The following is a 16,157-nucleotide window of genomic DNA, read 5'->3' on the forward strand; positions in this document are numbered from 1 at the left end:
ATCCGGGGAAGGGGCCGCTTCCGGGGACGGCAGAGTACTCCGGGGCGCTTCGGGTAGGCCCCCCGCATGACGGGCCCCCGCGACATCGACCGGCAGCTTCTCGACGCCGTGGAGAATCTGGTGCCGCTGTGGTTCTCGGCGGTCGAGGACGTGACCCCGCGGCTGTCCCCCAGACAGATACTGGCGCTGCGCGCGGTGCGCCGGCGGCCCGAGCTGAACCTGACCGCCCTGGCCGAGAGCCTGCGGGTGGGGCTGCCCACGGCCAGCCGGCTGTGCGACCGGCTGGAGGCGGCCGGCCTGCTCCAGCGGCGCGTCCGCCACGGCGACCGCCGCGAGGTGCTCCTGGTGGTCACCGAGCGCGGAGTCGCGTTCCTGACGGACATCACCGAGCGGCTGTCGGCGCGACTGACCGACGCCCTGACGGCGATGCCGGCGGCCGAGCGCGCCCGGGTCGAGCAGGCACTGCGGATCCTGCGCGGCTCCGTCAGCTGAGCCGCGCCGAGGACCGCCCGCCCTCGCCGCGCACATGGCAGAGCAGCAGGCACACGTCGTCCTCGTGCTCCTCGTCCAGCAGCGGCTGGAGGAGCCGGTCGGCCGAGACCTCCAGATCGCCGTCGAGCGTGGCCGGTTCGAGCCCCGCCAGCGCGGTCGCCAGCCGTTCGATGCCCGGGTCGATGCCCTGGGCCCGGCGCTCGACCAGCCCGTCGGTGTAGAGGGCCAGGGTGGAGCCCGGCGGCAGCGGGACGGTGTGGTCGGGGATCTCCTGGTGGAGCGGGATGCCGAGCATGGCGCCCGGCTTGGCGTCCAGCACCGTCACCCCTCCGTCCGGTGAGCGCAGCACCGGCGGCGGGTGCCCCGCGGCGGCCCAGGTGAGGGTGGGCTCGCGCGGATGGAACCGCGCGATGACGGCGGTGGCGTACAGATCGGGCTGCAGATGGTGCAGGAACAGATGCAGCCGGGTGAGGAGCCGGCCGGGTGTCTCCCCGTCCACGGCGTAGGCGCGCAGCGCGGTCCGCAACTGGCTCATCATCACCGCCGCGCGCAGACCGTGCCCGGTGACGTCGCCGATGACGGTGATGAGGCTGCCGTCGGGCTGGCGGAAGGCGTCGTACCAGTCGCCGCCGATGTTCAGACCCCGGGTGGCGGGCAGATAGCGGGCCGCCAGGCCCAGCCCCGGCGTGGTGGGCAGCTCGGTGAGCAGGGCCCGTTGGAGGGTCTCGGCGATGTCGCGGTTGTGCTCGAAGCGCCGGGCGTGCTCCAGGGCGACCCCGGCGCGACGGGCCAGTTCGATCACCATCACGGCGTCGTCGGCGTCCCAGCGCTGGTCGTCGGGCGGGGACAGCGTCAGCACACCCTGCGGCGCGCCCCGGGTCATCAGCGGCACGCACAGCAGGGGCCGGGCCGGGTCGAGCGCCGAGGGCGGCTGGTCGTCGACGCCGGGCAGCCCGCCCGGGTGGTCGGCGGCGTACTGGGGGCGCCCGCGGCGGGCCGCGAGCACGGCGGCGGCCGGGCGCGGGCCGCTGCGGGCCAGGTCGCCCTCCCCGTCGAACAGCCATACGTCCGCGGTGTGCGCGTACCGGGGCACCAGGAGGGTGGGCAGCAGCCGCACGATCGCGTCGGGGTTGAGGGAGGCGGTCAGGGCGGCGCTGGAGTCGGCGAGGAAGGTGAGCCTGCCACGCGCGTTCTCGGCCTCCTCGCGGGCCTTCTGCTCGGCGGCGAAGAGGTCGCGCTGAGCGCGTCCGGCCGCGTCCAGCTCGGCGTGCAGCGCGAGGACACCCTGGTTGGTCTGGTGCAGCTCCTCGCGGTGGAACGCGACCAGCGCCTCCTGCCCGTCGAGTTTCTCCAGCAGCAGCGCGGCGTCCTCGTCGGCCCCGAACAGGGCCTCCGCGAGCGTCTCCGGATCACCGGGCACATGCCCGCTGTCCGGCAGGCGCCCCTCCGCGGAGCAGGCGACCGTGATCCGCCACGGCTGACGGAACTCGCCCGGCCGCCGGTTCGCCGACGTCACCTCGACCAGGAACCGGCCGCCGCCGGGCCCCGCCGTCGTGGCCCGCGCGGTCAGCAGCCACTCTCCCCCTTTGGTGAGGCACTGCCGCAGTTGCGCGGAGAGAACGGACACCAGCCGCGCCCGGTCGGTCGCGGAGACGCCGTGCGCGGCCGCCAGCCGCGCGGTGGCGATACGGGCCCGGGCGGCGTCGACGACGGAGCAGACATGCCAGGTACGGGTCATGGGAAGCGGTCCGGCGGGGAGGGGCTCAGTACGGCGACGGTGGTGTCGTCACGGACCGGCCGGGCGGGGCTGCTCGCGTCGCGCACGATCACGGCGGCGATCACAGCGGGGTCGAGTGAGGGACTGTGGGCGGCGGGCCCGGGGCTCCAGCGGCTGGGCAGACCGTCGCTGTGCAGCACGAGCAGACAGTCCTTGCCCCAGGGCGCCGTGTGCTCCGGCAGGTGGGCCGCCCGGTGGGCGCCGACTATGCCGGGCCGTGACAGCAGTGGCTGCCACTGTGCGCCGGTGCGCAGCCGCGCCCCGATGTTGCCGATGCCGGAGAACCGCAGCCTGCCCGCGGCGGAGTCGAGCTGGGCGACGGCGACGGCCGCGCCCCGGGTGTCGCGCAGCGCGCCCTCCAGCCGCCGCAGCAGCTGGGCGGGGGCCAGTCGGGGCGCGCGGTACAGCTGCTCCACCGCCGCCGAGGAGGCACGGGCAGCCGCCACGCCGTGGCCCAGACCGTCGGCGAGCATCAGCGTGGTGAGGTCGCCCTCGCGGACCCATGCCCACGCGTCGCCGGAGAACTCGGCCCCGGCGAACGGCACGTTGACGCCCCCGGCGCGCACGTCCGCGGCGGGGGAGGGGGCCGGGCCGCCCCGGCGCGCGGCGCGGGCGCCGAGCCGGGCCAGCGCGATGGTCCCCCGGCCGACCGTGCTGTGCAGGTCGAAGTCGTCGGCGACCCGGCGGCAGGTGCCGAGGCCCGCACCGAGCGAGGACGTCGTGGAGTAGCCGTCGCGCAGCGCTCCGGCCACGTCCCGTACCCCCGGGCCGTGGTCGATCGCCACGATCTGCACCAGGGGCGCCGCGCCGTCCGCACGCTCCGGCGCGGGCCGCGAGACGACGTCCAGCAGTATCAGCCCGCCGCCGGCGTGCTTGAGCAGGTTGGTCGCCAGCTCGGTGGCCACCAGCGCGCAGCCGGCGGCCCGGTCCGCGCCCAGGCCGGCCCGCGCCGCCGCGGCCTCGGCGGCCACCCGGGCGTCGCGCACCCGGGTCGAGTCGTGCACCGGAACCTCCCAGACGCGTGGCATCACCGCTCCTCGCGCGGGCGGGGCGCACCCGCCGTCCAGGAGGTCACCGTGACCGCGGTTCCCGAGCCGGGACGGCTGTCGATCGCGAACTCGTGGACCAGCCGCCGGGCGCCGCCGAGGCCCATGCCCAGACCCTCGCCGGAGGTGTAGCCGTCGACGAGGGCCTGGTCGAGGTCAGGGATGCCGGGGCCCTCGTCGCTGAAGACCAGCCGCAGCCCACGCGCGCCGCCCTTGTCCACGGGCTCGCACTCCATCTGCCCCCCGCCGCCGTGGACCAGGGTGTTGCGGGCCAGTTCGCTGGCCGCGGTGACGAGTTTGGTCTGCTCGACCAGACCGAAGCCGAGCTGGGCGGCCGCCTGCCGCACATGCTGACGTACCCACACCAGATCGAGGTCCGAGTGGATCGGCAGGCAGGCGGAGATGCCGCCGACGGTCTGCATCACGGACTCTCCTGGCGTGCGTGTCCTCGGCGGGGAAGGGCCGGATCCTGTTCGCCGAGGAGACGGAACGCGTCCTCGGTGCTGAGCGCGGTACGCAGTCCCGGCAGCGTGAGCCCCAGCTCCACCAGCGTGATCGCGACGGCCGGACGCATGCCCGCCACCACGGTCCCGGCGGCGAGCAGGCTGGTCTGGGCGGCGATGTCACCGAGCACCCGGCCCAGGAACGAGTCCACCATCTCCACCCCGGACAGGTCGATCACCACGCCCGTGGCACCGCTGCGCGCCACGGTGGAACTGATGTCCTGCTGGAGCTGCTCCGCCGCGCCGTCGTGCAGATCGCCCTGGAGCGACACCAGGAGCACGTTGCCCAGCTTGAGCACGGGTACGGGCGCCCCGTACGAGGACGGACCGCCGTACGCGGCGAAGAGCTCGCCGCTCACCTGTGCCCCGAACCGGCCGCGCCGCGGGACACGATGTCCGTGCCCAGCTCCCGCAGCGCGTAGGCCAGGGCGTCCGCGAGGCTGGTGCGGGTGAGCACCGAGCTGAGGTCGATGCCCAGGTGGACGATGGTCTGCGCGATCGGCGGCCGGATGCCGGAGACGATGCACTCGGCTCCCATCAGCCGCGCGGCGGCCACGGTCTTCATGAGGTGCTGGGCCACCAGCGAGTCCACGGTCGGGACGCCGGTGATGTCCAGGATGGCGAACCGGGCGTGCTGCTCGACGATCGAGTCGAGGAGCCGCTCCATCACCACCTGGCTGCGGGCGCTGTCCAGCGTGCCGATCAGCGGGACGGCGACGATGCCCTCCCACAGGCTGATCACCGGAGTGGCGACCTCCAGCAGCTGCAGACGCTGCCGGTGGATGAGCTCCTCGCCCTCGCTGAGCGCCGTCTCCAGCACCACCAGACGCAGGGTGCCCATCAGGACCGTCAGCGTCGTGGCGCATTCGCGCACGTGGGGCGTCGGCGCCGCGGCCAGCTCGGCGACCAGCAGCTCGGTGACGGGCGGCCGCAGCGCGTCCACCTCGGTGGAGATCTGGGTGACGGTGGAGCCGGCCCGCGCCCTGGAGGCGGCCGTACGCGCGAGCTGTTCGCGCACGACCTGGAAGCCGCCGGCCTCCGCGTCCTCGACGCTCTCCGCGGCGGCCACCGCGGCGAGCGCGTCCGCGACGGCCCGGCCCGCCTCGACCGCCTCGTCCCGCGAGTGGGTGAAGACGGTGCGGAACAGCGCCGCGTCGGCCCAGCGCTGCGCGATCTGTTCCTGGCGGCGGCGCAGGAACTCCGCCACCTCCTGCGCCGGTGTCAACCGCCGGTCTGCCGTGTCCTGTTCCGGCACGGATGTCTCCTCACTCACTGGTGCGCCTCCCCGGTGCGGGAGACGACTGTCGGGCGAACTCATCGGGGGGTTCGGGCGGACTCCCCCCGGCCGAACCAGTCGAGACAGACCACGAGCGCGTCGTCGTCCGCCACGGGCGTGCCGCGGTGGCCGGAGAGCTCCCGGAGCACCGCGCCGGGGACGTCGGCGGCGGGCAGCAGCCGCGTGGCGTTGATCGCGCGGGCCAGCGCGCGTTCGCCGTACTCCTCCCCGCCGGGCGTGGCGACGGAGTACACCCCGTCGCTGACGAAGACGAGCCGGTCCCCGGGTTCGATGGTCAGCTCCTGGGAGGTGTACTGCGTCTCCTCGAACATGCCCAGCGGCAGCTGCGCGTCCAGGGCGATGGAGGAGACGTTCCCCTCGCGCAGCAGCAGCATCCGCGGGGAGCCCGCGTCGACGATCCCCAGCCGACCGGTGGTCAGGTCCAGGTCGAGCAGCAGCACCGACAGGTGCTGGGCCCCGCCGTACTGGGCGTGCAGGGCCTGGTCGGCCAGGGCCGCCTGGTCGGCGATGGGGACGCCGGCCCGCCGGGCGTTGCGCAGTGCGTTGATCCCCAGGTTGGTCAGCAGGGCGGCCTCGATGCCCTCGCCCATGCCGTTGGTGACGTACAGCAACAGACGGTCGGCGTCGGCGGACCAGTCGAAGTTGTCGCCGAAGATCGCGTAGGCGGGTTCCAGCTGGCCGCCGAGCGCGTACTCCGCGGTGGTGGAGGAGCGGGCCGGCAGCAGCTGCCACTGCATCTCCGCCGCCAGGGTCAGCCGGCTGGCGCGACGTGCCCGGACGTACAGGTCGGTGTCGCGCTCCGCGACGACCAGCTCGTGCGCCAGGACCCCCGCCAGCTCGGTCAGTTCGGTCAGGGCCTCCTCGGCGTGCGCGGCGGACGGCAGCGTCAGCCGCAGCACGCCCAGCCGGTCACCGCGCACGGTGACCGGCAGATGCGCCCGCACCCGGCCGTCGCCGCGTTTCTCCAGATACGGTTCCTGCGCCCCGAACGCCCGGCCGGTCGGGCCGCCGTGCATGGGCAGGGGCTCCGGCGGGTCGGGACGCGTGGAGACCGGTCGCAGCGCGGTGAGCGAGTAGTCGGCCAGGTACAGCTCGACCTCCCGCGCGGACCAGGCGTCGCCGTCCAGTACCTCGCGCAGGGCGTCCAGCAGGTGGTGCGGAGCAGCGGAGCGAAGTGCCCGTTCGGCTGCCACGAATCTGTTCACGATGTCGGATACGCCATTCTTTCCAGAGCTGACAGTGTTCGAGATGCCTGGAAGAGTGGGCCCGTGACTTCCTCCTCCAACCCGCGGCCGGACGAGGTGGCTCGTGTGACCTCCGAGGCGGGCGAGCTGCTGGAGGTCCTGTGGGGGCGCGCCTCGACGGCTCCGGTGTCCGCCTCCCAGCTCCGCGTGCTCTTCATCCTGGAGCACAACGACGGCATCAACCTGCGGATGCTCGCCGACGCGCTCGGCTCCACACCGCCCTCCACCAGTCGGCTCTGCGACCGCCTGGAAGCGGTGGGCTTCGTCGAGCGCCATGTCAGTGCGGCGAGCAGGCGCGAGCTGTGTCTGCGGCTGAGCCGGCGCGGACAGACCTTCCTGGTGGACCTGCGCGATCGTCGCGAACGGGCCCTGCGGTCCGTGCTGGAGCAGATGCCCGCCGCGAAGCGGACCGCGCTGCTGGAGGGCCTGGAGGCGTTCTGCGCGACCGCGGCGGCGCAGATCCACGAGTCGGACACCGACGACGCCCGGAGCGCCTGACCGCCGCCGACCTGGTCCGACAGCATCATCCCAACCTTTCCCACACTCTTGGCCCCCGGTTCACTCTGTTGCCTTCCGGCCATAGTTGTCAAACAACAACTGTTGGCCATGGCTACGCCCTGACGCACCGGCGGAAAGGGCCGAACGCCACGGCCCGCCGGTGCGTCGACGCGTCGTCAACGGCTATTCCTCCGCCGGGCGTTCGTCCGGGAGCGAGGCGACCTGCCCGGAGTCCACGGCCGCCAGCGCCTCGTCCACGCTGTCCACCGTGGCGACGGTGAGACTGACCCCGGTGAGGTCGAGTATGCGCCGCACCGCCGCCGTCGGGGCGATGACATAGACACCGCCCGGGATCCGCCGCACCTCCTGGTAGGTCCGCAGGATGATGTTCATGCCCGACGAGTCCATGAAGGGAACGGCCGACACGTCCAGCAGGAAGTGCCGCCGGCCGTGGCGCAGCTGGTTCGCCAGATGGTGCTGCAGCTCGGTCGCCGTGTCGATGTCCAGTTCCCCTTCGATCGTGAGCAGCACGGCGTCGTCCCTGGGCAGGTCGACCTTGATCGACAGCGGGTTGTGGGCAACGGACACAAGAGCCTCCAAGGCGCTACCGATCGGGACGGGTGCCCCAATGCACGGAATTCGACGCATCGCCCGGCGATGCGCCCGTGCGCATACCCGCGAATCGTCCGGACACACCGGTCCGATCAGGCGACACCGGGTTCCAGCAGCCCCGTGCGCAGCCGCTTGATGATCCGGCTGATCAGCCGGGACACATGCATCTGCGACACGCCCAGCTCCTCGGCGATCTGCGACTGGGTCCACTCCTCGACGAACCGCAGATGGATGATGCGCCGCTCCCGGTCGTCGAGCTGGGCGATCAGCGGCGCCAGGGAGTGGAAGTCCTCGACGAGCTGCAGCGCGTGGTCCTCCTCGCCGATGAGGTCGCCGAGCACGGCGTCGCCGTCGTCGCCGCCGTCGGAGGTGAGGGCCGCGTCGAGGGAGGAGGTGTTGTAGCCGTTGGACGCCTTGCGCGCCTCGATGACCTCCTCCTCCGACAGCGACATCAGCTCGGACAGCTCACGCGTCGTCGGCATCCGGCCCAGCCGGGACTGCAGCTCGTCCGTCGCGCGGGCCAGCTCCACCCGCGCCTCCTGCAGCCGTCGCGGCACGTGCACCGCCCAGCTCGTGTCGCGGAAGAACCGCTTGATCTCGCCGACGATGTACGGCACGGCGAACGTGGTGAACTCCACCTCCCGGGACAGCTCGAACCGGTCGATGGCCTTGATCAGCCCGATCGTCCCGACCTGGACGATGTCCTCCAGGGAGTCCTCACGCCCCCGGAAGCGCGAGGCCGCGTACCGCACGAGCGACAGGTTCATCTCGATCAGCGTGTTGCGCACGTACTGGTAGGTGTGCGTGCCCTCGTCCAGCACAGCCAGCCGGTCGAAGAACTGCCGAGACATCGCTCGCGCGTCCTTGGGCCTGACCTGTGACGGGTCCTCGATCAGCGGGAGGTCCCCCGCCTCCGTCATGACCCTCCCCCGTGCCGTGGCCGTAGTCGTACGTGCCGTCACGGCTGCCATGCTGTCCACCCCTCTCGCCCAGAGCCTCGTTGCCACCCCACGCTTGCCCCGGAACGGGCGACTCAGTCCCCCTGGAACACGAAAGAGGCCGTGTCGCTCACCACTCTGGCCGGAAGTCGCCGCCGGCTCCGCGGACAGCCGGTGCCGGGCCCGGCACATGAGTCACCGCGAATGCGCAGACGGTTGTTTGCCCGCGGAATCGGGGGGCAATCGGTGTCCCACGCCTCCGGATCGGAGGTGGTCGGCGGAAGCGGAGTGTCCGCGCAAGGACCAGGTCGCCCTCCACCGTTTCCTGCCGCAAGTCCCTGAAAGCGTCGTTCAGGAGCGATTTCCCATGCTGGTCAATGTGTCCGCGAACGGTCCCGTCACCTCCGCACGTCCCGGTACGCCCGAGAGCAGGAGGACGCACGACGACGCCCCCGACACCGCCACCGCCTTCGCCCGGCTCGCCGCGATGGACCCGGGCCCCGAACGCGACCACGTCCGCGACGAACTCGTCCGCGCCTGGCTGCCCATGGCGCACCGCATCGCGAGCCGCTTCCGCAACCGCGGCGAGTCGCTGGAGGATCTGCGGCAGGTCGCCGCGATGGGCCTGGTCAAGGCGGTGGACCGCTTCGAGCCGGAGCGGGGGGCGTTCGAGAGCTACGCCGTACCCACCATCACCGGTGAGATCAAGAGGCACTTCCGCGACCGGATGTGGACGCTGCGCGTCCCCCGGCGGGTCCAGGACCTCCGTAACAAGGTGCGGGTGGCGCGCCGGGAACTCAGCCAGACCTCCGGCGGCTCCGCCGAGCCCTCGGTCGCCGACATCGCCGCCCTCGCCGGACTCACGGAGGAGGAGGTGCACGCCGGCATGGAGGCGCTCGACAGCTTCAGCGCCCTGTCGCTGGACGCCGAGATGGCCTCCGGGGACGACGGCTACAACCTCGCCGACACCCTCGGCGCACCCGACGCCGCCTACGACGTGGTGGTCGACCGCGAGTCGGTGAAGCAGGGGCTGAGCCGCCTGCCCGAGCGCGAGCGGGCCATCCTCTACATGCGTTTCTTCGAGGACATGACCCAGAACCGGATCGCCGACCGTCTGGGCATCTCCCAGATGCACGTCTCCCGCCTCATCAGCCGCAGCTGCGCCCGCGTCCGCGAGGAGGCCCTCGGCCGCACCGCACCCCCCTCCTGACCCTCCACCGCCCCACCTCTCTCCCACTGCCGTCACCGGACCACCCCAGGAGCGAAAACAGATGCTGATGCCCCACCCCGCGACCCTGCGCAGGCTCGTCGAGGAGTACGAGTCACTCGTGGCCCACGAGGGTGAGCAGAGCGATCCCCAGACCACCCGGCGCGTGCAGGACCTGGCCTACACGCTCTGCGTGTCCACAGGCACCCGTGACATACGTCAGGCCCTGGAAGCGGCACGGGGCCAGCTCGCCGCGGCCCAGGCCACCGCGACCGCGGAGCTGTGCGGGAAGCGTGTGATCCTCGCCTCGGAGACCGACGGCCATGCTTCGCGGTCGAGTGGGTATGCGGCGCTCCATGAACACTGACCGGCCGCGTCGTCCCGGGGCGCCCAGCCCGCACGTCCCGTGACGTCGACGGAACGCCACCGCCTCACCGACCACGCCACCCCTCCCGCGCGGCAGGGGCCCGCCCGGCCGGCCCGGCCGCCGCTCGCGATCACCACCGCGGCGGCGGCCCGTCGGCGTGTGCGCACGCTCGTGGGGGAGCGGTGGCGCTCTCCGGCCGGGCCGGCGGCCGAGGAGGCCGTGATCGATCTGCTGCTCGTCGTGTCCGAACTCGTCACCAACGCGATCCGGCACGGCGGCGGCCTCGCCGCCTTCGACGTCGGCCTCACCCCGGCGGGGGTGCGGCTGAGCGTGCGCGACCACAACGCCGCCGTGCCCGTGGACCTCCACGGGCACGGCGCGTCTCCGCGTGCCCACGAGGGCAACGGATACGGATGGCCGCTGATCAACCGGCTGTCCCGCGAGGTCCGCGTCGTGCACCACGCGGCCGGCGGCAAGACGATCACCGTGCTGGTGCCGCTGACCTGACGCGGCACCCCGGTACCTTCTGTCCCTCCCCGCGCCCCTGCCTCACCAGGGCAGGAACACGTGCACGTCCTTGCCGTTCTCGTGCACCACCACGCTCACCTCGTCGCACAGCGTGTGGATCAGATACCAGCCGATCCCGCCGCCGCCCTTGCTGGGACTGAAGGGACGCGGCGCCGGTGACGTCGTGCTCGTGTCCCCCAGCGTCACATGGACCCCGTCGATGGTGCGCCGCAGCGTCAGCTCGAAGCGCCCCGGAGCGTACTGGACCGCGTTGGCGGCCAGCTCCGTGACCACCAGCAGGATGTCGTCCCAGTGCTCGACCGCCGCCGGCGGCGAGGTGCGCGAGAGGACACCGAGGAATCCCTCGGCGGCCGTGCGCGCCCCTGTCACGTCGCCCAGTTCTCCGTCGAAGGCGGCGTGACCGTCGTAGATCTCCTCGGCAGGCAGTTTCTCGTCCCTACGTGGCTCTGTTGCCAACTTGTGTTCCCCCGCTCGGGTTCCTGAGGCGGACGCGATGTCGTGTCCCCCTCCGACGCTCGTGTTTCCCGTGAGCGGAGCTGCTACGCGTGCGAAAGCGTAGGGATGTGTGGGGCCTTGGGGAAGAGAGTGCCTCTCCGGTGCCCCTGATCGGCGTCGGCGTGTCAGAGCGCATCCGGCTCACCGTCCAGGGCCGGGGTCCGGAAGACCAGCAGCGCCACGTCGTCGTCGTTGTCCACGGGACGGGCACGCTCCAGCAGCAGGTCGCAGAAGACGTGCAGGGGCCGGTGGGCGAGCGCCGCGGCGTGCTGCCGCAGCCGGGCCATGCCCCGGTCCAGCGTCTGGCCCGGCGACTCGATCAGACCGTCCGTGTACAGCACGAGCGTGGACAGCGGCGGCAGCGCGGTGAGGGTGTCCGACCGCGCTCGCGTCAGGCCGGTGCCGAGCAGATGGTCGTGTTCCTCGTCCAGGAACCGCGACCGGCCGTCACGCGTGATCAGCAGCGGCGGCGGATGCCCGGCGTTGGTCCACTGCAGGGTCCAGCCCTCGTCGCTCCGCTCCACCCGGCCGAAGATCAGGGTGGCCATGGACGCCTCGGCCACGTTCACCACGGCCTGGTCCAGCCGTTCCACGATGACGCTCGGCGGCTCCCGCAGGGCCCAGGCGTAGGCCCGGAGCATGTTGCGGACCTGCGCCATGCCCGCCGCCGCGTCGATGTTGTGCCCGACGACGTCGCCGATCGCCACCGCAGTGGCACCGTCGGACAGCGGGAACACGTCGTACCAGTCGCCGCCGACCTGCGAGGACTCCGACGCCGATTCGTAGCGCGCGGCCATCCGCAGACCCGGCACCTCCGGCATCTGGGGCAGCAGATGGCGCTGCATGGTCTCCGCGATGTGCCGCTGACGCTGGTACAGCCGCGCGTTCTCCAGCGCCAGCCCGGCCCGGCGGGCGATGTCCTCCAGCAGGGACAGCTCGGCTTCGGTGAAGGTGCCGGGCCGGTCGCTGAGACCGAGGGTGAGGGCACCGAGCACCGCGCGCGGCCCACGGATGGGCGCGATCGCCGCCGAGCGCAGGCCGGTCTCCCGGAACAGCTTCTGCTGTGCGACCGTGATCCCCGAATCGGGCGGCCCCTGATAGGTCTCCGGCCCGGCCAGGGTCGACGCCGCCCCGCGCAGGGCCCGGGACAGCGGCATGAGCGACTCCTCGTGCACCGGCGGCAGCGGTCCCTCCAGCTCCTCGCGCCGCACCACGGCTCCGTTGTGGTGGGTCGCCACCGTGGTCCGCCAGACGTCGTCGCTCTCGGTGATCAGGTCCACCACGGCCCAGTCCGCCAGGCGCGGCACGACCAGCCGGACCAGGCGGGCGACGGCCTCGTCGGCGTCCAGCGTGGACGTCAGCCGGGTCGTCGTCTCGGCGAGCAGGGCCAGCCGGTCCAGCTGCGACAGCGCGGTCGGCTCGGTGGGCCGCAGCACCTCGTTGCCCGCGGCGCTCTCGTAGAACAGGACGGCGGCGCCCGTCGTGCCGTCCTCCAGCCCGCAGGGGGTGACCAGCCAGGTCACCGGCAGCAGCGTGCCGTCGCCGCACGCGAACCACTCGCGGTCCCCGCCGCCCGTACGGCCGCTGAGGAACACCCGCATCATCGTGCACGACGACCGGGGCATCGCCTGCCCGAGATGGTCGCGGTGCAGCAGGTCGTGGGCGTCGCGGCCGAGGAGTTCACCGGCCGGACGGCCGAGCAGTTCCGCCGCGCGGGCGTTCACCGAGGTGATGACGCCGGTGTCCCGCACCAGGTACATGCCCGCGTGCCGGAGATCGGGCAGCCCGTCCGGCAGCCGGACGGCAGGGCCCGGTGGCCGATCCAGGTCGTCCGGACTCCACGCGCTCATGGTCGGGTTCCTCCTGCTCCGCTCGCGGACGGGACCGCGGTGCGCACGGCGGACCTCTCCGCCCCACGTGCCTCACGCAGTACCCCGGTCGAGGGCCGCCTACGCGCGCGGGTCCGCGACAGGGGCGCGGAGTCCGCCCCGGGGAGCCGGCGGGGCCGCCGGGCTCAGCGCTGAGTGTGCCGTACGCACGCCGCGACGACCTCGCGCAGGCTCCCGGTGCGTTCCATCACCTCGCGCTGCACCCGGGCCCCGTTGCCGCGTTCCATCAGCTCGGCGACGGACGCGCGGGCGAGCTCGACGTCACCGTGGTCGGCGAGGGCCTCCTCGACGTGGTCGAGCAGCGCGTGGATCACTTCGGCGGCGGGCCGGGGCCGCATCGTCGCCGGGTCCAGGAGGGTCTCCGACATACCGGAGCGGGCGGCCCGCCAGGCGGCCAGCCGCACCAGCCCCGTACGGTGCGGCAGCGGGTCCAGACCCGCCCGCCACTCCCGGGCCGCGGTCTCCACGAGCCCCCGGGCGAGGGTGGCGATCAGGACCGCGGTGTCGGGGTGCAGACAGACGTCCGCGACCCGGATCTCGACGGTCGGATACCGCTGGGACAGCCGCGCGTCGAAGTAGATCATCCCCTGGTCGCGTACGACCTCCGTGGAGATCAGATCCGCGACGCACTGGTGGTACCGCTCCGCCGAACCGAAGACGTCGGTCGGCCCGGCCATCGGCCACATGTCCCACACCTGTGTGCGGTAGCTGGCGTACCTGCTGTCGCGGCCCTGCCAGAACGGCGAGTTCGCGCTCAGGGCCGTCAGGACCGACAGCCACGGCCGTATGCGGTCCAGGACGGCGACGCCCTCCTCGTCGGACTCCACGGACACATGGACGTGGCAGCCGCAGACGAGCTGCACCTGCGTGGGCAGCCCGAACTCGCGCGCCATCCACAGGTACCTGCCGTTCATGGTGATCGTCGGGCTCACCGGCAGCGGCGACGTGGCCAGTGCCACGACCGCGCTGCCCAGGCCCTCCGCGTGGCGTGCCGCGTCCTTGCGGCAGCGGACGATCTCCGCCCCCAGGTCGGCCATCGAGGACTGCGGATGGGTGGCGAACTCCACCTGCTCGTCGTGCAGCTCCTTCTCGAACACGTCCTGGCCGGCGCCCTCCTGCGCGGCCCGCGCGAGCACCGCCGCGGCCTGTGCCCGCGGCTCGCCGGTCTCGGGATCGACCAGCAGGAGTTCCTCTTCCACTCCGACGGTACGCACGTCATCAGGCCCTTTCGCGCTAGGTGGTGACAGCCGTGTGCCCAAGGACGGCGCCAGGACACCTCACCGGCCGAAGCCCGGGCCCGATCCGTGTACACGGCGACGGCCCCGGGTTCCCGGGCGGACAGCGCGCTGCGCCTGGAGACGTACATCGAGGACGCGGAGCGGGAGAAGGACACGGAGGTGGCCGAGCTGTTCCGCAAGGCACAGGCCGACAGCCGCAAGGGCGCCGACCTCGGCAAGCAGCTCCTGCACCGCCGCCTGAGCGACTGACGCGACCCGGGCCGTCGGCGGTCCGGAAGAACGTCGGACACTCCGTTCCCGGCATGCGCCATTGTGGGCACGGCCCGGGCCGTCGCGCGAACCGGCCGGAGCGGTGGTGCCGGGAACGGATCGTTCCGACGACATGGGCGCGGTCCGACGACACGGGCTCCGGGACGTTCCGGGACGCGGAAGCAGGCGCCGGGAACGACAAAGGCAAGGAGTCCGTCACTCCTTGCCACTCTCAACTTATAGCGCGCCGGGGGGCTTGCGGCAAGCCCCCCGCCCCTGCCGCACAATCGCCGACCGAACCGGGAATCCGCGCACAGGGGGTAGGGGATGATCGACGTCATCGTCGTCGGCGGCGGGCCGACGGGGCTGATGCTGGCGGGCGAACTGCGGCTGGCCGGCGTGGGCGTGGTCGTACTGGAGAAGCTGACCGAGCCGACCGGCGAGTCCCGAGGACAGGGGCTGCACGCGCGCAGCGTCGAGATCATGGACCAGCGCGGTCTGCTGGACCGGTTCCTGGCGGTCAGCGAGACGTTCCGGGCGGGCGGCCTCTTCGGCGGGATCATGAAGCCCTGGCCGGACACCCTGGACACGGCGCACGCGTACGGCGTGGCCACTCCGCAGCCGGTCACCGAGCGCCTGCTGCACGAGCGGGCCGTCGAACTCGGCGCCGACGTCCGGCGCGGCCGGGAGCTGACCGGGCTGAGCCAGGACGCGGACGGCGTGACCGCCGGGCTGGCGGACGGCACACACCTGCGTGCCCGCTACCTCGTCGGCTGCGACGGCGGGCGCAGCCCGGTGCGGGGGCTCCTCGGCGTCGCCTTCCCGGGGGAGCCGGCCACGGTCGAGACGCTGCTGGGGGACATGGCGGCGACCGCGGACCCGGCGACGATCGCCGCCGCCGTCGCGAAGGTCCGCGAGACCGAGCTGAGGTTCGGCATCGCTCCGCTGGAGGGCGGGACCTACCGCGTCGTCGTGCCCGCCGAGGGAGTGACCGAGGACCGGGCCGCGGCGCCGACCCTCGACGATTTCAGGAAGCGGCTGCGGGCCTTCGCGGGCACCGACTTCGGCGTGCACTCCCCGCGCCGGCTGTCCCGCTTCGGCGACGCCACCCGGCAGGCCGAGCGCTACCGGGTGGGCCGGGTGCTGCTGGCCGGGGACGCGGCGCACATCCACCCGCCGACCGGGGGACAGAGCCTCAACCTCGGGGTGCAGGACGCCTTCAACCTCGGCTGGAAGCTGGCCGCCGCCGTGAACGGCTGGGCGCCCGAGGGACTGCTGGACAGCTATCACGCCGAGCGGCACCCGGTGGCCGCCCGGGTGCTGGCCAACACCCGGGCGCAGATGGCCCTGCTGGGCTCCGGTGCGGGTGCGGTCGCGCTGCGGGGACTGTTCTCGGAACTGATGGACTTCGAGGAGGTGAACCGGTACATCACCGGGATGATCACCGCGGTCGACGTCCGCCACGACCTCGGCGAGGGCCATGACCTCCTCGGCCGCCGCATGCGGGACGTACGGCTCAAGCGGGGCCGGCTCTACGAGCTGACGCACGCCGGCCGCGGCCTGCTGCTCGACCCGGCCGGCACGCTGTCCGTCGAGGGCTGGGCGGACCGAGTCGACCACGTCGTCGACACCCCGCAGGACGTGGACCTGCCCGCGGTGCTGCTGCGCCCCGACGGCCACGTGGCGTGGGCCGGCGAGGACCGGCGGGACCTTCTCGACCGTCTCACGCGGTGGTTCGGGACCGCCACCGGCTGAGCGCGGCCCCCGGGGCGGGGTG

Annotated in this window: 18 protein-coding genes; 7 read left to right on the top strand and 11 right to left on the bottom strand. The window is 73.0% G+C overall.

Features of this window, described 5'->3' with window-relative positions:
* The first annotated feature begins 66 nt into the window (after positions 1–66).
* Positions 67–492: a MarR family winged helix-turn-helix transcriptional regulator gene (locus tag SCAB_RS41070; protein ID WP_013005969.1), complete on the top strand. Its 426-nt coding sequence runs from the start codon at positions 67–69 to the stop codon at positions 490–492.
* On the opposite strand, the gene SCAB_RS41075 is transcribed toward SCAB_RS41070, so the two are convergent.
* The 6 genes from SCAB_RS41075 to SCAB_RS41100 are packed head-to-tail and all read right to left on the bottom strand — an operon-like array spanning position 485 to position 6,320.
* On the bottom strand, positions 485–2,230 hold the full coding sequence (locus tag SCAB_RS41075) for a PP2C family protein-serine/threonine phosphatase (RefSeq protein WP_013005970.1): 1,746 nt from the start codon (positions 2,228–2,230) through the stop codon (positions 485–487). The two genes, SCAB_RS41070 and SCAB_RS41075, sit on opposite strands and share 8 nt — an antisense overlap.
* On the bottom strand, positions 2,227–3,297 hold the full coding sequence (locus SCAB_RS41080; RefSeq protein ID WP_037728801.1) for a SpoIIE family protein phosphatase: 1,071 nt from the start codon (positions 3,295–3,297) through the stop codon (positions 2,227–2,229). Before SCAB_RS41080 ends, SCAB_RS41075 begins: the two co-directional genes overlap by 4 nt.
* On the bottom strand, positions 3,297–3,737 hold the full coding sequence (locus tag SCAB_RS41085; protein WP_013005972.1) for an anti-sigma regulatory factor: 441 nt from the start codon (positions 3,735–3,737) through the stop codon (positions 3,297–3,299). The genes SCAB_RS41080 and SCAB_RS41085 overlap by 1 nt, the downstream gene beginning before the upstream one ends.
* A complete protein-coding gene (locus SCAB_RS41090; protein ID WP_013005973.1) occupies positions 3,737–4,177 on the bottom strand; it encodes an STAS domain-containing protein in 441 nt (146 codons plus the stop codon). Before SCAB_RS41090 ends, SCAB_RS41085 begins: the two co-directional genes overlap by 1 nt.
* A complete protein-coding gene (locus SCAB_RS41095) occupies positions 4,174–5,073 on the bottom strand; it encodes an STAS domain-containing protein (RefSeq protein ID WP_013005974.1) in 900 nt (299 codons plus the stop codon). The genes SCAB_RS41090 and SCAB_RS41095 overlap by 4 nt, the downstream gene beginning before the upstream one ends.
* Positions 5,074–5,132: 59 nt before the next feature.
* A complete protein-coding gene (locus SCAB_RS41100; RefSeq protein ID WP_013005975.1) occupies positions 5,133–6,320 on the bottom strand; it encodes a PP2C family protein-serine/threonine phosphatase in 1,188 nt (395 codons plus the stop codon).
* Positions 6,321–6,383: 63 nt separating this feature from the next.
* On the opposite strand from SCAB_RS41100, the gene SCAB_RS41105 reads away from it, so the two are divergent.
* Positions 6,384–6,857 (top strand): MarR family winged helix-turn-helix transcriptional regulator, encoded by a 474-nt coding sequence (locus SCAB_RS41105; protein ID WP_013005976.1) that lies wholly within the window; start codon positions 6,384–6,386, stop codon positions 6,855–6,857.
* Between the two features lie 183 nt (positions 6,858–7,040).
* Here SCAB_RS41105 and SCAB_RS41110 read toward each other — a convergent pair whose 3' ends face one another.
* Both SCAB_RS41110 and SCAB_RS41115 read right to left on the bottom strand, forming a co-directional pair.
* A complete protein-coding gene (locus tag SCAB_RS41110; protein WP_013005977.1) occupies positions 7,041–7,445 on the bottom strand; it encodes an STAS domain-containing protein in 405 nt (134 codons plus the stop codon).
* A gap of 116 nt (positions 7,446–7,561) precedes the next feature.
* Positions 7,562–8,389 carry an RNA polymerase sigma factor SigF gene (locus SCAB_RS41115; protein WP_013005978.1) on the bottom strand — a complete coding sequence of 276 codons (828 nt, stop codon included), beginning with the start codon at positions 8,387–8,389 and terminating at the stop codon, positions 7,562–7,564.
* A gap of 385 nt (positions 8,390–8,774) precedes the next feature.
* Between SCAB_RS41115 and SCAB_RS41120 the strand changes: the two genes are divergently transcribed.
* The 3 genes from SCAB_RS41120 to SCAB_RS41130 all read left to right on the top strand — a co-directional run bounded on the left by SCAB_RS41120 (position 8,775) and on the right by SCAB_RS41130 (position 10,488).
* Positions 8,775–9,617 (top strand): SigB/SigF/SigG family RNA polymerase sigma factor, encoded by an 843-nt coding sequence (locus SCAB_RS41120; protein ID WP_013005979.1) that lies wholly within the window; start codon positions 8,775–8,777, stop codon positions 9,615–9,617.
* 61 nt (positions 9,618–9,678) lie between these two features.
* Positions 9,679–9,981 (top strand): DUF5133 domain-containing protein, encoded by a 303-nt coding sequence (locus tag SCAB_RS41125; RefSeq protein ID WP_013005980.1) that lies wholly within the window; start codon positions 9,679–9,681, stop codon positions 9,979–9,981.
* 39 nt (positions 9,982–10,020) lie between these two features.
* Positions 10,021–10,488: an ATP-binding protein gene (locus tag SCAB_RS41130; RefSeq protein ID WP_013005981.1), complete on the top strand. Its 468-nt coding sequence runs from the start codon at positions 10,021–10,023 to the stop codon at positions 10,486–10,488.
* Positions 10,489–10,530: 42 nt separating this feature from the next.
* Here SCAB_RS41130 and SCAB_RS41135 read toward each other — a convergent pair whose 3' ends face one another.
* The 3 genes from SCAB_RS41135 to SCAB_RS41145 all read right to left on the bottom strand — a co-directional run bounded on the left by SCAB_RS41135 (position 10,531) and on the right by SCAB_RS41145 (position 14,107).
* On the bottom strand, positions 10,531–10,965 hold the full coding sequence (locus SCAB_RS41135) for an ATP-binding protein (RefSeq protein ID WP_013005982.1): 435 nt from the start codon (positions 10,963–10,965) through the stop codon (positions 10,531–10,533).
* A gap of 164 nt (positions 10,966–11,129) precedes the next feature.
* On the bottom strand, positions 11,130–12,854 hold the full coding sequence (locus SCAB_RS41140; protein ID WP_013005983.1) for a SpoIIE family protein phosphatase: 1,725 nt from the start codon (positions 12,852–12,854) through the stop codon (positions 11,130–11,132).
* A 164-nt stretch (positions 12,855–13,018) separates the two neighbouring features.
* Positions 13,019–14,107 (bottom strand): glutamate--cysteine ligase 2, encoded by a 1,089-nt coding sequence (locus SCAB_RS41145; RefSeq protein ID WP_041670191.1) that lies wholly within the window; start codon positions 14,105–14,107, stop codon positions 13,019–13,021.
* A gap of 90 nt (positions 14,108–14,197) precedes the next feature.
* Between SCAB_RS41145 and SCAB_RS41150 the strand changes: the two genes are divergently transcribed.
* The gene (locus SCAB_RS41150; protein ID WP_013005985.1) at positions 14,198–14,380 is read left to right on the top strand and encodes a hypothetical protein; all 183 of its coding nucleotides are present in this window, start codon (positions 14,198–14,200) and stop codon (positions 14,378–14,380) included.
* Positions 14,381–14,707: 327 nt separating this feature from the next.
* On the top strand, positions 14,708–16,135 hold the full coding sequence (gene rox / locus SCAB_RS41155) for a rifampin monooxygenase (RefSeq protein WP_013005986.1): 1,428 nt from the start codon (positions 14,708–14,710) through the stop codon (positions 16,133–16,135).
* The last annotated feature ends 22 nt before the right edge of the window (positions 16,136–16,157 follow it).

It is taken from the genome of Streptomyces scabiei 87.22 (assembly GCF_000091305.1).
GTDB lineage: Bacteria > Actinomycetota > Actinomycetes > Streptomycetales > Streptomycetaceae > Streptomyces > Streptomyces scabiei.

Bases quoted from the DNA above. Each gene is read 5' to 3' on its own strand.
- SCAB_RS41070 (WP_013005969.1), top strand. From the start codon at position 67: ATGACGGGCCCCCGCGACATCGACCGGCAGCTTCTCGACGCCGTGGAG.
- SCAB_RS41075 (WP_013005970.1), bottom strand. From the start codon at position 2,230: ATGACCCGTACCTGGCATGTCTGCTCCGTCGTCGACGCCGCCCGGGCC.
- SCAB_RS41080 (WP_037728801.1), bottom strand. From the start codon at position 3,297: ATGCCACGCGTCTGGGAGGTTCCGGTGCACGACTCGACCCGGGTGCGC.
- SCAB_RS41085 (WP_013005972.1), bottom strand. From the start codon at position 3,737: ATGCAGACCGTCGGCGGCATCTCCGCCTGCCTGCCGATCCACTCGGAC.
- SCAB_RS41115 (WP_013005978.1), bottom strand. From the start codon at position 8,389: ATGACGGAGGCGGGGGACCTCCCGCTGATCGAGGACCCGTCACAGGTC.
- SCAB_RS41120 (WP_013005979.1), top strand. From the start codon at position 8,775: ATGCTGGTCAATGTGTCCGCGAACGGTCCCGTCACCTCCGCACGTCCC.
- SCAB_RS41125 (WP_013005980.1), top strand. From the start codon at position 9,679: ATGCTGATGCCCCACCCCGCGACCCTGCGCAGGCTCGTCGAGGAGTAC.
- SCAB_RS41140 (WP_013005983.1), bottom strand. From the start codon at position 12,854: ATGAGCGCGTGGAGTCCGGACGACCTGGATCGGCCACCGGGCCCTGCC.
- rox (WP_013005986.1), top strand. From the start codon at position 14,708: ATGATCGACGTCATCGTCGTCGGCGGCGGGCCGACGGGGCTGATGCTG.